The 14,730-nt window shown below is 69.0% G+C and carries 11 protein-coding genes; 6 read left to right on the forward strand and 5 right to left on the reverse strand.

Annotated elements, in window-relative coordinates; all coding sequences use genetic code 11:
* Positions 1 to 3 precede the first annotated feature (3 nt).
* The 4 genes from HLB44_RS31805 to HLB44_RS31820 are packed head-to-tail and all read right to left on the reverse strand — an operon-like array spanning position 4 to position 5,387.
* Complete coding sequence (locus HLB44_RS31805) at positions 4 to 2,385, reverse strand: 3-hydroxyacyl-CoA dehydrogenase/enoyl-CoA hydratase family protein (protein WP_173133064.1); 2,382 nt, start codon at positions 2,383 to 2,385, stop codon at positions 4 to 6.
* Between the two features lie 25 nt (positions 2,386 to 2,410).
* A complete protein-coding gene (locus tag HLB44_RS31810) occupies positions 2,411 to 2,839 on the reverse strand; it encodes a DUF2147 domain-containing protein (RefSeq protein ID WP_173133066.1) in 429 nt (142 codons plus the stop codon).
* Positions 2,840 to 2,872: 33 nt separating this feature from the next.
* Positions 2,873 to 4,663 (reverse strand): acyl-CoA dehydrogenase C-terminal domain-containing protein, encoded by a 1,791-nt coding sequence (locus HLB44_RS31815; RefSeq protein ID WP_173133068.1) that lies wholly within the window; start codon positions 4,661 to 4,663, stop codon positions 2,873 to 2,875.
* A gap of 37 nt (positions 4,664 to 4,700) precedes the next feature.
* Entirely contained in the window at positions 4,701 to 5,387 is a 687-nt protein-coding gene (locus HLB44_RS31820) for a TetR family transcriptional regulator C-terminal domain-containing protein (RefSeq protein ID WP_173133070.1), read from the reverse strand.
* Between the two features lie 239 nt (positions 5,388 to 5,626).
* On the opposite strand from HLB44_RS31820, the gene HLB44_RS31825 reads away from it, so the two are divergent.
* The 3 genes from HLB44_RS31825 (at position 5,627) to HLB44_RS31835 (ending at position 10,906) form a co-directional block, all read left to right on the forward strand.
* The gene (locus HLB44_RS31825; protein WP_173133072.1) at positions 5,627 to 6,184 is read left to right on the forward strand and encodes an HNH endonuclease; all 558 of its coding nucleotides are present in this window, start codon (positions 5,627 to 5,629) and stop codon (positions 6,182 to 6,184) included.
* Between the two features lie 137 nt (positions 6,185 to 6,321).
* Positions 6,322 to 7,248, forward strand: a complete 927-nt coding sequence (locus HLB44_RS31830) for an ABC transporter ATP-binding protein (RefSeq protein WP_246312578.1) — start codon at positions 6,322 to 6,324, stop codon at positions 7,246 to 7,248.
* A 13-nt stretch (positions 7,249 to 7,261) separates the two neighbouring features.
* Positions 7,262 to 10,906, forward strand: coding sequence for an ABC transporter permease/M1 family aminopeptidase (locus HLB44_RS31835; RefSeq protein WP_173133074.1), 3,645 nt, complete (start codon positions 7,262 to 7,264; stop codon positions 10,904 to 10,906).
* Between the two features lie 63 nt (positions 10,907 to 10,969).
* Here HLB44_RS31835 and HLB44_RS31840 read toward each other — a convergent pair whose 3' ends face one another.
* Positions 10,970 to 11,335, reverse strand: coding sequence for a BON domain-containing protein (locus HLB44_RS31840; RefSeq protein WP_173133076.1), 366 nt, complete (start codon positions 11,333 to 11,335; stop codon positions 10,970 to 10,972).
* Between the two features lie 248 nt (positions 11,336 to 11,583).
* On the opposite strand from HLB44_RS31840, the gene HLB44_RS31845 reads away from it, so the two are divergent.
* From HLB44_RS31845 to HLB44_RS31855, 3 genes are all read left to right on the forward strand, one after another.
* Positions 11,584 to 11,808 (forward strand): hypothetical protein, encoded by a 225-nt coding sequence (locus tag HLB44_RS31845; RefSeq protein WP_173133078.1) that lies wholly within the window; start codon positions 11,584 to 11,586, stop codon positions 11,806 to 11,808.
* Positions 11,809 to 11,920: 112 nt separating this feature from the next.
* Positions 11,921 to 12,409 carry a (2Fe-2S)-binding protein gene (locus HLB44_RS31850; RefSeq protein ID WP_173133081.1) on the forward strand — a complete coding sequence of 163 codons (489 nt, stop codon included), beginning with the start codon at positions 11,921 to 11,923 and terminating at the stop codon, positions 12,407 to 12,409.
* Positions 12,406 to 14,700 (forward strand): xanthine dehydrogenase family protein molybdopterin-binding subunit, encoded by a 2,295-nt coding sequence (locus HLB44_RS31855; protein ID WP_173133083.1) that lies wholly within the window; start codon positions 12,406 to 12,408, stop codon positions 14,698 to 14,700. The genes HLB44_RS31850 and HLB44_RS31855 overlap by 4 nt, the downstream gene beginning before the upstream one ends.
* Positions 14,701 to 14,730: the final 30 nt, after the last annotated feature.

Consider the following 14,730-nt stretch of genomic DNA (forward strand, 5'->3'; position numbering starts at 1 on the left):
GGATCAGTTGCGCACGGGCTTGCCGGTCTGCAGGAAGCCCATCACGCGCTCCTGGGTCTTCGGGTGCTCGAGCAAGGCGCAGAAGTGCTTGCGCTCCAGCGTCATCAGGTATTCCTCGGTCACCAGCGAGCCGGCATCGACCTCGCCGCCGCAGACCACGTCGGCGATCAGGCCGGCGATGTGGTAGTCGTGCGGGCCGATGAAGCCGCCGTCGCGCATCGCGACGAGCTGGGCCTTGATCGTGGCGATGCCCGAACGGCCGGCCACCGGGATCAGCGACTTCAGCGGCGCACGCCAGCCGGAGTCGGTCATCGCCTTGGCCTGCGCGATCGCGACGTACAGCAGCTCGTCCTTGTTGGCGACGATCACGTCGTCGTCGAGCAGGTAGCCCAATTTGCGGCTCTCGAGCGCGCTGGTGCCGACAGTGGCCATCGCCGCGGCCTGGAAGCCGTCCTTGACGAAGGACAGGTAGTCGGTGTTGTTGGCTGCCTTGGCTTTCTCGGCGCCACGGCGCGCGATGTAGGTCAGGCCACCGCCGCCGGGCAGCAGGCCGACGCCGACTTCCACCAGGCCCACATAACTCTCCATGTGAGCGACCCGCTTCGCGCAGGCCACGGCAATCTCACACCCGCCGCCGAGCGCCATGCCGCGCACCGCGGCGATCGTCGGCACACCGGCGTAGCGCACGCGCAGCAGCGCATCCTGCAGCTTCTTGATCTCCGGCGCGATGCCCTTGGCGCCCGACTTCATGAAGGTCGGCAGCATCGCTTCGAGGTTGGCACCGGCCGAGAACGGCTCGTCCGGCGACCAGATCACCAGGCCCTTGTACTTGGCCTCGGCCAGCTCGACCGCCTTCAGCAGGCCATCGATCACGCCCGGGCCGATCAGGTGCATCTTGCTGGTGATGCTGGCGATCAGCACCTCGCCGTCGAGCGTCCAGGCGCGCAGTTCGTCGTTCTTGAATTCCTCGGTGCCGGCAGTGATCGGCGCCTTCGCGCCCTCGCCCAGCAGCGCCTCGGGGAACAGCTGGCGCTGGTAGACCGGCAGCGACGAGCGCGGGATGTACTTCTTCTGCGCGGCGCTCCACGAGCCTTCCGGCGTGTGCACGCCGGTGCGGCCATCGAACACCCAGTCGGGCAGCGGCGCCTTGGAGAGCGCCTTGCCGGCATCGATGTCTTCCTTGACCCAGGTCGCCACCTGCTGCCAGCCGGCTTCCTGCCACAGCTCGAACGGGCCCTGCTTGGTGCCGAAGCCCCAGCGCATCGCCTGGTCGACCTCACGCGCCGAATCGGCGATCTCGGCCAGGTGCACCGCGACGTAGTGGAAGCTGTTGCGCAGGATCGCCCACAGGAACTGCGCCTGCGGATGGCTGGCCTCGCGCAGCAGCTTCAGCCGCTCGGCCGCGGGCTTCTTCAGGATGCGGTCGACGATCGCCTCGGCCTTGCCGCCGGCCGGCACGTAGTCGCCCTTGGCGAGATCGAAACGCAGGATGTCCTTGCCGACCTTCTTGTAGAAACCGGCGCCGGTCTTCTGGCCCAGCGCCTTGGCGTCCAGCAGCTTGGCCACCGCCGGCGGCGTCGCGTAGCTGGGATAGAACGGATCGTCCTTCAGGTTGTCCTGCAGCGTCTTGACCACGTGCGCCATCGTGTCGAGGCCGACCACGTCCGCGGTGCGGAAGGTGCCCGAGCTGGCGCGGCCGAGCTTCTTGCCGGTCAGGTCGTCGACGATGTCGTAGCTCAGGCCGAAGTTCTGGGCCTCCTGGATCGTCGACAGCATGCCGGCGATGCCGACGCGGTTGGCGACGAAGTTCGGCGTGTCCTTTGCGCGCACGACGCCCTTGCCGAGGCCCGAGGTCACGAAGGTCTCGAGCTGGTCGAGCACCTGCGGTTGGGTGGTCGGCGTCGGGATCAGCTCGACCAAGTACATGTACCGCGGCGGGTTGAAGAAGTGGATGCCGCAGAAGCGCGGCTTGATCGACTCCGGCAGTGCCTCGGCGAGCTTGGTGATCGACAGGCCCGAGGTGTTCGACGCGACGATCGCGTGCGGCGCAACGTGCGGCGCGATCTTCGTGTAGAGGTCGAGCTTCCAGTCCATGCGCTCGGCGATCGCTTCGATCACCAGGTCGCAGTCCTTGAGCAGGTCCAGGTGCTCTTCGTAGTTCGCGGCCTGGATGAACCCCAGGTCGTCGGCGTTACCGATCGGCGAGGGCTTCAGCTTCTTCAGGCCGTCGATCGCCTTGGTGACGATGCCGTTCTTCGGGCCTTCCTTCGCAGGCAGGTCGAACAGCACCACCGGCACCTTGACATTGACGAGGTGGGCGGCGATCTGCGCGCCCATCACGCCGGCACCGAGAACGGCGACCTTGCGCACGTTGAACTTGCTCATGACTTCTCCGGTGAAGGATTCAGGGTCACTCGACCCGGATCCACTGTTGATTTCGGTAGAACGGGCCGACGTAGCCGCGCACTTCGAGCGACTTGCCGCCGTCCAGCGGCTTCAGGCGCAGCTTGTAGACCTTGCCGTTGTTCGGATCGAGGATCTCGCCGCCTTCCCAGACGTCGCCGTTGGCCTTCGCGTTGCGGATGATGGTCATGCCGAGGATCGGCTTGTCCTTGCGGTCGTCGCTGCACTTGTCGCAGACGGCGTCCTGCTTGGCCTTCGGATCGAGGAACTTCTCGATCTTGCCGCTGAGCACGCCGCCTGAGTCGGTGACGCGCACATGCGACTTCTCGGTCTTGGTCTCGTCGTCGATCGTCTTCCACAGCCCGACCGGCGAGGCCTGTGCGAAGGCCAGGCCGGCAGCGGCGGACAGGACAAAGGCAACCAGATGCTTCTTCATTGCTAACGTCTCCAGGAGGTGGGAGGCGGCAGCTTAGAACAAGGCTTCGTCCATCGCCATCAGCGGCGCGAGACCGGCCCGCGCGCTGCGGATCAGCGACGCGGTTTCGGGCAGCAGCTTGGCGAAGTAGAAGCGTGCGGTGTGCAGCTTGGCGGTGTAGAACGGATCGCCCGAACCCTGCTTCTCCAGCGCCACCTTCGCCATGCGGGCGAAGAGATACGCGAAGCACAGGTGGCCGACGATGCGCAGGTAGTCCACCGCCGCCGCGCCGACCTCGTCGGCATTGCCGAAGGCCTTCATGCCGAGCTCGGTGGTCAGCTTGGTGACCTTGTCGCCCAGGTCGGCCAGCGGGTTGACGAACTCCTGCATCGGCTCGCTGACGCCTTCCTCCTCGACGAACGCGGCGATCAGCTTGCCGAACTTCTTCAGCTTCTTGCCGTTGTCCGACAGCACCTTGCGGCCCAGCAGGTCGAGCGACTGCACGGTGTTCGTGCCTTCGTAGATCATGTTGATGCGCGCATCACGCACGAACTGCTCCACGCCCGACTCGTGGATGTAGCCATGGCCGCCGAAGACCTGCATGCAGTGCGAGGTCGCGATCCATCCGTTGTCGGTCAGGAAGGCCTTGATCACCGGCGTTAGCAGCGCGACCATGTCGTCGGCGTCCTGACGCTCGTCGGCATCGTCGGTGGCCAGCATCTTGTCGAGCTGCAGCGCGGTGAACATCGACAGCGCGCGGCCGCCCTCGGCATAAGCGCGCGCGGTCAGCAGCATCTTGCGCACGTCGGGGTGCACGATGATCGGATCGGCGGGCTTGTCGGGCGCCTTCGGGCCGGACAGCGCGCGCATCTGGATGCGGTCCTTCGCGTAGGCCACCGCGTTCTGGTAGGCCACCTCGGTCAGGCCGAGCGACTGGTTGCCCACGCCCAGGCGCGCCGCGTTCATCATCACGAACATCGCCGCCAGGCCCTTGTTCGGCGCGCCGACCAGCGTGCCGACGGCGTTATCCAGCACCATCTGGCACGTCGAATTGCCGTGGATGCCCATCTTGTGCTCGAGGCCGGCGCAGTGGATGCCGTTGCGCTCGCCGATCGAGCCGTCGGCATTCACCAGGTACTTCGGCACCACGAACAGCGAGATGCCCTTGCTGCCCTGCGGCGCGTCCGGCAGGCGCGCCAGCACCAGGTGGATGATGTTGTCGGCCAGGTCATGCTCGCCGGCCGAGATGAAGATCTTCTGGCCGGTGATGCGGTACGTACCGTCGGCCCGCGGCTCGGCCTTGCTGCGCAGCATGCCCAGATCGGTGCCGCAGTGCGGCTCGGTCAGGCACATCGTGCCGGTCCACTTGCCGCTGGTCAGCTTGGGCAGATAGGTGGCTTTCTGCTCCGGCGTGCCGTGCGCATGCAGCGCCTCGTAGGCACCGTGCGACAGGCCGGGGTACATCGTCCAGGCCTGGTTGGCCGAGTTCAGCATCTCGTAGAAGCACTGGTTCACGAGGATCGGCAGGCCCTGGCCGCCGAACTCCGGATCGCCGCTCAATGACGGCCAGCCGCCTTCGACATAGGTCGCATAGGCTGCCTTGAAGCCCTTCGGCGTCTGCACCTCGTGCGTCGTCTTGTCGAGCTTGCAGCCTTCGGCGTCGCCAGACAGGTTCAGCGGCGCGGTCACCTCGGCCGCGAACTTGCCGCCCTCCTCGAGCACCGCGTTCAGCGTCTCGGCATCGATGTCGGCGTGCTTCGGCAGGGCCTTCAGCTCCTCGACGGCATTGAGCACTTCGTGCATCAGGAACTGCATGTCGCGAAGCGGCGGGGTGTACTGAGGCATGGGACAGCTCCTGGAGTGATACGGAACGGGAAAACGGTCAGCGGGTCGCAGCGCGGGGCTTGCGATCGGGCGTGGTGGTGAGGTACAGCGAAACGATGCGGTCGAAGCCGGTGCGGGCGCGGTCGACGGCGCCGGGCAGGCGCAGGAAACGGGCGTCGTGGTGCAGCGCCAGGATCAGGCCGTGGATCTCGAACAACATCTGCAGCGAATCGGTGTCGGCGCGCAGGTGGCCTTCGTCGATCGACAGCCGGATCGCGCGCTCGAGCGCCGCCTGCCAGGCGCGCACCATCGAGGCCAGCGCGTCACGCACGGGGCCCGGCCGGTCGTCGAACTCGACCGCGCCGCTGATGTAGATGCAGCCCGAATCGAGCTCGACGGAGACGCGCTTGACCCAGCGCTCGAAGAGGGCCCGCAGCCGCGGCAGGCCACGTGCCTCACGCACCGCGGGAAAGAAGATCTCTTCCTCGAAACGCTGGTGATATTCGCGGATCACCGCGATCTGCAGTTCCTCGCGCGAGCCGAAGTGGGCGAACACGCCCGACTTGCTCATCTGCGTCACCTCGGCCAGCGCGCCGATCGACAGGCCTTCGAGGCCCATGTGCGAGGCCAGGCCGAGGGCGGCTTCGAGGATCGCGGCGCGGGTCTGCTGGCCCTTCTGCAACGAACGCGCGGCGGCGCTGGCAGAAGAGCGTTTGCGCGGCGGAGGCAGGGAGGTGACGGTCACGGCGGTCCCGAAAGGAACGAACGATCGTGCTATTTTGCAGAACTCCGCCGGTCCGTGTTGCCAACTCAGGCCGCTTTTTCTAGGTGGCAGCTTCTAGATCGCGCAGCAATCTCGACGCCGGGAAATCCCTTGGGCACGCCACCTGCCAAGGTTTGAATGCGCCGCCGCGGGGCCGATGACACCGGAAAACGACCGGAATGCATTACCCTTCCGGGATCGTGCACCGGAGGTCACCCCCTTTGGACGTCTTGCAGCTCGATGTGTCCGGCCGCCCGCAGGCGTGGATCACGCCTCGCGAGGCTGCACTGCTGTATGCCTGTGACGGCATCGCCTGGACCCTCGGCCGCGCCTGCCACGTGCTGCGTGGCGGCATCCAGCGCACCACCGGCCTGCAATCGCGCATAGAGGTGCATTCGATCGTCGCGGTGCGCGGCTCGATCCCTAGCCGCGCCTGGCGCCAGACGCCGGCGATGACCAACACCAAGCTCTTCGTGCGCGACCGCCACGTCTGCGCCTACTGCGGCGGCCGCTTCGGCTTCGACACGCTGACGCGCGAGCACATCGTGCCGGTCTCGCGCGGCGGCCGCGACACCTGGATGAACTGCATCACCGCCTGCCGCGCCTGCAACGGCCGCAAGGGCAACCGGATGCCCGAAGAAGCGCGCATGACGCTGCTGTACCTGCCCTACATACCCAGCCTGCACGAGGACATGATCCTGCGCGGCCGCCGCATCCTGACCGACCAGATGGAATTCCTGCTGGCCAGCGTGCCGCGCTCGAGCCGCCTGCACGCCTGAACGGTCCCGCGTCTGCCCGGCCTGTGGCGCCGGGCAGACGCCTCATCCTGCCGCCCCGACTTTTCGTCGCCTGCCCCTTGCCGCGCCGGCGGTGGACCCGGACAGTGCGCCCTTGTCGCCCGTCCGGAGAGCCCCGCATGTCCCCGCCCCTGCTGCAGATCGAGCAGCTCAGCCACGTCTACCCCAACGGCACGCGTGCGCTCGACAACGTGACCCTCGAGATCCCGCGCGGCATGTTCGGCCTGCTGGGGCCGAACGGCGCCGGCAAGTCGACGCTGATGCGCTGCCTGGCGACCCTGCAGATCCCGAGCAGCGGCCGCATCCGCTTCGGCGACATCGAGCTGCGCACTCACCCTGAGCGCCTGCGCGCGACGCTGGGATACCTGCCGCAGGACTTCGGCGTCTACCCGCGCGTCTCGGCCTGGGACATGCTGGACCACCTGGCGGTGCTCAAGGGCATCGCCGCGCGTGGTGAGCGGCGCGAGACCATCGAGGCGCTGCTGCAGCAGGTGAACCTGTGGGACGTGCGCAAGCGCGCGATCGCCGGCTTCTCCGGCGGCATGCGCCAGCGCTTCGGCATCGCGCAGGCGCTGATCGGCAATCCGCAGCTGATCATCGTCGACGAGCCGACCGCCGGCCTCGATCCCGAGGAACGCAACCGCTTCAACAACCTGCTGTCGGAGATCGGCGAGAGCGTCGTCGTGATCCTGTCGACGCACATCGTCGACGACGTCAGCGACCTGTGCTCGCGGATGGCGATCCTGGTCGATGGCCGCATCGTCGCGCAGGACACGCCGGCAACGCTGATCGCCTCGATCGAGGGCCGGGTCTGGACCAGCGTGATCGACAAGGCCGAGCTGCCCGAGTACCGCAAGCAGTTCCAGGTCATCGCGACGCGGCTGCGCGCCGGCCGCACGCAGATCCACGTGCTCGCCGACGCGGCGCCGGACCCGCGCTTCGAGCCGGTGCCGGCGGCGCTGGAGGATGTGTACTTCGCGACGCTGCACCGTGAACGCCGCCGCGCCGAAGCGGCTGCTGCTGCCGCTTCGGCCGCAGCCGCCTAGAAGGACGCCGCCGATGCTGCGCCACATCGCCGCCTTCGAATGGCGCTATCAGCTGAAAAGCCCGGTGTTCTGGGTCGGCTGCCTGATCTTCTTCCTGCTGAGCTTCGGCGCCACGACGATCGAGCAGGTCCAGATCGGCAGCCGCGGCAACGTCAACATCAATTCGCCGTTCGCGATCGTGCAGACGCTGGCGGTGATGAGCCTGTTCGCCGTCTTCGTCACCGTCGCGCTGGTCGCCAACGTCGTGATCCGCGACGACGAGACCGGCTTCGCGCCGATCCTGCGCTCGACCTCGCTGCGCAAGGGTGACTACCTCGTCGGCCGCTTCGTCGGCGCGTGCGCCGCGGCGTTCCTGCTGCTGGCGTGCATTCCATTGGCGGTCGCGCTCGGTTCGCTGATGCCGTGGCTCGATCCCGAGAAGGTCGGCCCGCAGCGTTGGGCGAACTACCTGTGGCCGCTGTTCGCGATCGCGCTGCCGACGCTGCTGATCACCGGCGCGGCCTTCTTCGCGCTGGCCACCGCGACACGCTCGATGATGTGGACCTACGTCGGCGTCGTCGCGCTGCTGGTGCTGTACATCGTGATGCGCGTGCTGCTGCGCGACCCGCGGCACGACACCCTCGCCGCGCTGCTCGATCCGTTCGGCATCTCACCGCTGTCGATCACGATGCGCTACTGGACCGCCGCCGAGCGCAACAGCCAGCTGCCGGCGCTGAGCGGGTTGCTGCTGGCCAACCGCGTGTTGTGGACCGGCGCCGCCCTGGTGATGTTCGGCATCGCGTGGCGGCTGTTCCGCTTCGAAGGCCGCACGCCGCGCGCCGCCGCCGCGACGACCGACGGCGACGCCGACGCGGCCGACGAAACACCCGCCGCCCGTCTGGCCCGGCTCACCGACGCCGGCCGGCCCGCAATCGCCGACCTGCCCGCGCCGCGCGCCGACGCCGCCACCCGCCGGGCGCAGGCCTGGGCGCTGGCGCGCTTCGACATGGCCTTCGTGTTCAAGAGCCCGGCCTTCTTCGTGCTGCTGGCGATCGGGCTGATCAACGGCGGCGCGAGCCTGTGGTTCGGCGGCGAGCTCTACGGCAGCCCGTCGTGGCCGGTGACGCGGCTGATGGTGCAGGCGCTGAACGAGGCCTACACGATCATGCCGGTGATCATCGCGATCTACTACGGCGGCGAGCTGGTGTGGCGCGACCGCGAACGCCGCGTGCACGAGATCGTCGACGCGACCGCGGCGCCGGACTGGGCGCACCTGGTGCCCAAGATCATCGCCATCGCGCTGGTGCTGCTGGCCACCGCGCTGGTCGGCGCGCTGGCCGGCGTGCTGGTGCAGACGCTGAAGGGCTTTCACCGCTACCAGCTCGACGCCTACCTGCTGTGGTTCGTCGTGCCGACCGCGATCGCCTCGCTGCAGCTCGCGGTGCTGTCGGTCTTCGTGCAGGTGCTGGTGCCGCAGAAGTACCTCGGCTGGGGCGTGATGCTGGTGTTCCTGGTGGCCTCGATCTCGATGGCCAACGCCGGCTTCGAGCACACGCTCTACAACTACGGCACGACGACGCCGGTGCCGCTGTCGGACATGAACGGCCTCGGCCGCTTCTGGGTCGGCGCGGCCTGGCTGCACGTCTACTGGTCAGCGTTCGCGCTGCTGCTCACGGTGTTCGCGTATGCGCTGTGGCGCCGCGGCGCGACGATCGCGCTGCGGCCGCGCCTCAGCCAGCTGCGCCAGCGGCTGCGTGGCCGCGCACTTTGGGTGCTGGGCGCGGCGCTCGCCACCTGGGCCGGCAGCGGCGCGTGGATCTTCCACAACACCAACGTGCTGAACCGCTACCGGCCCCAGCCCGATCAGGAAGCGCTGCTGGCCGAGGCTGAGAAGACGCTGCTGCAGTACGAGAAGCTGCCGCAGCCGAGCATCACGGAAGTGACGCTCGACGTGCAGCTGCATCCGCGCGAAGCACGCGCCGTGACCCGCGGCCGCTACACGCTGGAGAACCGCGAGGCCCAGCCGATCGACGCGCTGCACCTGGCCTGGCATCCGGCGCTGCAGCTCGACTCGATCGAGCTCGACGGCGCGACGCTGGCCCAGCAATGGCCGACGCTGCACTACCGCATCTACAAGCTCGCGCAGCCGATGCAGCCGGGCGAGCGCCGCACGCTGGCCTTCACGACGACGCTGCAGGAGCGCGGCTTCCCGAACCGCGCGCCGCTGACGCGCATCGTCGCCAACGGCACGTTCATCGACAACAACGAGATCACGCCCTCCATCGGGCTGTCGCGCGAAGGTCTCTTGAAGGACCGCGCAAAGCGTCGCAAGCACGCCCTGCCGCCGGACCTGCGGCCGCCGACGCTCGAGGACGAGAGCGGCCGCCGGCACTCGGCGTTCCGCCGCGACAGCGGCTTCGTGCAGCTGGACCTGACGGTCACGACCGATGCCGACCAGACGCCGATCGCACCGGGCTCCAGCGTGAGCGAGGTGGTCGCCGACGGCCGCCGCACGGTGCGCTTCAAGCCCGACGCGCCGATCGAGCACTTCTATTCGATCCAGTCGGCGCGCTATGCGGTCAAGCGCGACACCTGGCGCTTCCGTGGTCCTGCAGGCGAGGTGGACGTGCCTTTGGCGGTCTATTACCACGAGCCCCATCCGTACAACGTCGAGCGCATGCTGGCGGCGATGAAGCTGTCGCTGCAGGTCTTCTCCGAGCAGTTCAGCCCCTACCAGTTCAAGCAGGCACGCATCCTCGAGTTCCCGGCCTACGCCGACTTCGCGCAGAGCTTCGCGAACACGATTCCGTATTCCGAATCGATCGGCTTCATCCACCGCCAGGTCGACCCGGACAAGATCGACATGGTCAGCTACGTCACCGCGCACGAGATCGCTCACCAGTGGTGGGGCCACCAGCTGGTGCCGAGCAGCCAGCAGGGCGCGACGATGCTGGTCGAGAGCTTCGCGCAGTATTCGGCGCTGCTGGTGATGGAGCGCCTCTACGGGCCCGAGCAGATCCGCCGTTTCCTGAAGTACGAGCTCGACCGCTACCTGCGCGCCCGCGGCGGCGAGGTGGTCGAGGAGCTGCCGCTGGCCCGGGTCGAGAACCAGCCCTACATCCACTACAACAAGGGCTCGCTGGCGCTGTACTGGCTGAAGGAGCGCATCGGCGAACCGGCGCTGAACCGCACGCTGGCGAAGTTCCTCGCGCAGCACGCGTTCAAGGCCGCGCCGTATCCGAACACGCGCGACTTCCTGGCGTTGCTGCGCGCCGAAGCGGGACCCGCTCACGAGACGCTGATCAGCGACCTGTTCGAGAAGATCACGCTGCTCGACCTGAAGACGGTGGAAGCGCGCAAGCGGCCGCGCGAGGACAAGCGCTGGGAGCTCGAGCTGGTGATCGAGGCGCGCAAGCTCTACGCCGACGGCCAGGGCAAGGAGACCGAAGCGCCGCTGCAGGACGAGCTGGTCGAGGTCGGCGTGTTCAGCGCCGAGCCGGGCAAGGCGGGGTTCGACGCGTCATCGGTGCTGTCGATGAACGTGCAGGCGATCCGCAGCGGCCGCCAGACGATCACGCTGGTGCTGGAGCGCGAGCCGCAGTGGGCCGGCATCGATCCGTACAACAAGCGCATCGACCGGCTCAGCGACGACAACCTGAAGGCGGTCGAGCGGCGCTGAGCAAAAAAGAACGCCGGCCGGAATGGCCCCGGCCGGCGTCTGTTCGTCAAGACTCGAGGACGATCAGCCAATCGCCAGCTGGTTGTCGACGCTGCGCACGCCGTCGACCGCCTGCGCCAGCTGCGTCGCGCGTTCACGCGCACTGTCGTTCGGCGCGGTGCCCTTCAGGGCGACCTTGCCGCCGACCGTGTCGACGTCGATGCGCATTGCGCTCAGCTCGTTGTCGCGCGCCAGCCGGGCATTCACCGAGGCGGTGATCGCCGCATCGTTGATCGCGCCCTGCGCCTCATCCGCCTTCTGGGCCACCTGGCCGGCCGCCGTGTCGTCGCGGGCGGTCTGGTCGGGACGATCGCAGGCGGCGAGGCCCAGCGTCAGCGCGGCGGCGCACAGCGCGCTCAGCAGCGGGGTTCGGGGTGTACGTGCATTCATGGATGACTCCTTGGATGGCGGGGAACGCCGCAGGACGGCGGGGTGATGGCAACCATAGGTCCCACCCCGGGCAGCACGGATCGGTGTGGGACGGGTTGTCCTGTCGGAGCAGACCGACCCTTGTCGGCCACTTCCTACCCGTGGCGGCGTTGCCAGCCGGCATCTGAAACGGGCGCCGGCCGGCACGGCCCCTGCGCGGCGCGACTCGACACTGCAACCACAGACACATCTCGCAAGGAGCCGGCACCATGGAACTGCATGAATTCGCCTTCCTGGCCCTGCTGGTGCTGATGGGTCTGGCCCTGCTGGCATGGATCAGCCGGCAGTTGCAGCGGCCACTCGAGTGGATGACCGATTCGCGCCTCGATCCGGCCTCCGGCTACGACGATCTGCAGGCGGACGAGCCCGCAGCGGACTGGCCGCTGCCTACGGTCGACCTCCCGGCGCGCGAGGCCAAGCTGCAGCGCGGCTGACAGCCGCCGCCATTCGGCGCCCGATTCCCGTCGCTCGTCCGAAGGCCCTGGCCTGGCCGTGCAGCGCGCCGAAGAATAGTCGCCGCGCCGATGTCCGGCGTGCGGAGGCGACATGGCTGCGCTGCGAGTGCAATGGACGATCAACGGGGTCAGCCGGCGTTATGCCGGCGACGGCGAGCAGCCGCTGTTGTGGGTGCTGCGCGACGAGCTCGGCCTGACGGGCACCAAATACGGCTGTGGCATCGGCGCCTGCGGCGCCTGCACGGTGCACGTCGACGGCGCGGCCGCGCGCGCCTGCAGCGTGCCGATGTCCGCGCTGGCCGGCAAGCGCGTGCTGACGGCCGAAGGACTCGGCCGCGGCGAGCAGCTGCATCCGGTGCAGCAGGCGTGGATCGAGCACAACGTGCCGCAGTGCGGCTATTGCCAGGCGGGCCAGATGATGTCGGCGGCTGCGTTGCTGGAGCGCGTGCCGCGCCCGACCGATGCGCAGATCGACGACGCGCTGCGCGGCAACCTGTGCCGCTGCGGCACCTATGAGCGCATCCGCGCCGCGGTGCATCGGGCGGCCGAGCTGGGTGCTGCGCGCGGAGCGCGGTCATGAGCGCCGCCACCGCCAACGCCACGGCACCGACGCGGCGCGACGTGCTGCGCCTGGGCGCGGCCGCCGGCACTTCGCTGGTGCTCGGTTTTCGATTGCACGGCAACGCGCAGGCACAGCCCGCCACGGCCGCCGCCCCCTTCCGCCCCAACGCCTGGCTGACGATCAACCGCGACGGCGCGGTGCAGGTGTCGATCTCGAAGACCGAGATGGGTCAGGGCACGGCCACGGGCATCGCGATGCTGGTCGCCGACGAGCTCGATGCCGACTGGGCGCGGATCAGCGTCGACACGATGCGCCCCGACGGCCAGCGTTTCATGATCACCGGCGGCTCGTACAGCATCAGCGCGGCCTGGCAGCCGGCACGCGTGGCCGGCGCGCAGGCGCGCGAGCTGCTGCGCTCGGCTGGTGCCCAGGCGCTCGGCGTCGCGCCTGCGGACTGCCGAACCGAGCAGCATGCGGTGCTGCATCCGGCGAGCGGCCGGCGCATCGGCTACGGCGAGCTGGTGGCGCGCGCGGCCGCGCTGCCGGTGCCCGAGAAGCCCGCGCTCAAGGACCCGCGCGAGCACCGCCTGATCGGCCGGCCGCTGCCGGCGAAGAACCTCGACGCCATCGTGCGCGCGCAGGCCGTCTACGGGCTCGACGTGCGCGTGCCGGGCATGCTGTTCGCGGTCATCGAGCGCAGCCCGGTGATCAACGGTCGGCTGGCGCGGCTGGATGCGCGCGCGGCACGCGCGGTGCCCGGCGTGCAGCAGGTGATCCCGCTGCGGGGCAACACCTTCCCCGAGTCGGAGCTCTACATCCGCGACGGCGCGGCGGTGCTGGCGAGCTCGACCTGGGCCGCACTGCAAGGCCGGCGCCAGCTGAAGCTGCAGTGGAACGAGAACAGCGCCGACCGCAAACCCCGCGGCGGCCGGCTGGCGTCGACGACGACGCTGGCCGACGACCTGCAGCGCGCGCTCGCCGACGGCACGCCGGACGCGCCGCGTGAGGGCCTGCGCCCGTGGGTCAGCGGCCTGCGCCACGGCACGCCCGAAGGCCTGGCCCAGGCCTTCGCGACGGCTCATCGCACGCTCGAGCTGGACTACGAGGTGCCGCTGTACCCGCATGCGCCGATGGAGCCGATGAATGCGGTCGCGCATTGGACGCCCGAGCGATGCGAGGTCTGGGCGCCCTGCCACTTCCAGAGTTATCTGCACCGCTTGCTGCGCGACCTGACCGGCCTGAGCGCCGACCGGGTGGTCGTGCACACCCCCCTGCTCGGCGGCAGCTTCGGCCGCCGCCTGATGCCCGACTACGCGATCGAGGCGGCGCTGCTGTCGCGGGAGGCCGAGCGGCCAGTGCAGGTGCTGTGGACGCGCGAGGACGACATGCAGCACGGCCTGTTCTCGCCGCCGAGCCGGCACCGCGCGCGCGTGGCGCTCGCCGCTGACGGCCGCATCCTGGCGCTGGAACACTCGGTGGCCGCGCTGTCGGTGCGACAGCAGAGCGAGCGCGAATCGATCGCCCCGAGCGGCCTGGACCGCAGCGTGGTGATCGATGCCGAGAAGTTTCCGTACGGCGCCGAGGAGATGCACGTGCGGCACCGCCTCGTCGAGCAGACGATCCGCGTGCTGTGGTGGCGGCGCGGCTACACCGCCAACCACACGCTGGTCAACGAGACGCTGCTCGATGAATGCGCCCATGCGATGAAGGAAGACCCGCTCGCCTACCGCCAGCGCCTGCTCGGCGCGCCGCGCGAGCTGCGCTATGAGAACGAAGGCGACACCGAGGTGATCGACACCGGCCGGCTCGCACGCGTGCAGCGCGTGGCCTGCGAAGCCGCCGGCTGGGGCCGGCCGCTGCCGGCCGGCGCCGGGCGCGGGCTGGCCAGCACCTACACCGACACCTGCGTCGCGCAGGTGATCGAGGTGGTGCCGAACGGCAAGGGCCTGAAGGTGCAGCGCGTGGTCAGCGCGGTCGACTGCGGGCGGGTCATCAACCCGCAGCTCGTGAAGGCGCAGGTCGAAGGCAGCATCGTGTTCGCATTGACCGCGGCGCTGAAGGCGCGCATCACCGTCGAGGCCGGGCGTGTGCAGCAGAGCAACTTCCACGACTTCCCGCTGCTGCGTTTCGACGAGATGCCGGTGATCGAGACGGTGCTGATTCACAGCGACGCCGCGCCGACCGGCATCGGTGAGCCGGCCTCGCACTGCACCGCGGCGGCGCTGGCGAATGCCGTGTTCGCGGCGACCGGGCGACGGCTGCGCCGGCTGCCGTTCGACCTGGGATCGCAGCACCGACCGGCGGCGTAGCAGGGCTGTCGCGGGTTGACACCCGCGCAC

Origin of the sequence: Pseudaquabacterium terrae (genome assembly GCF_013266755.1) — a bacterium.
In the GTDB taxonomy this organism is placed as follows: Bacteria; Pseudomonadota; Gammaproteobacteria; order Burkholderiales; family Burkholderiaceae_C; genus Pseudaquabacterium; species Pseudaquabacterium terrae.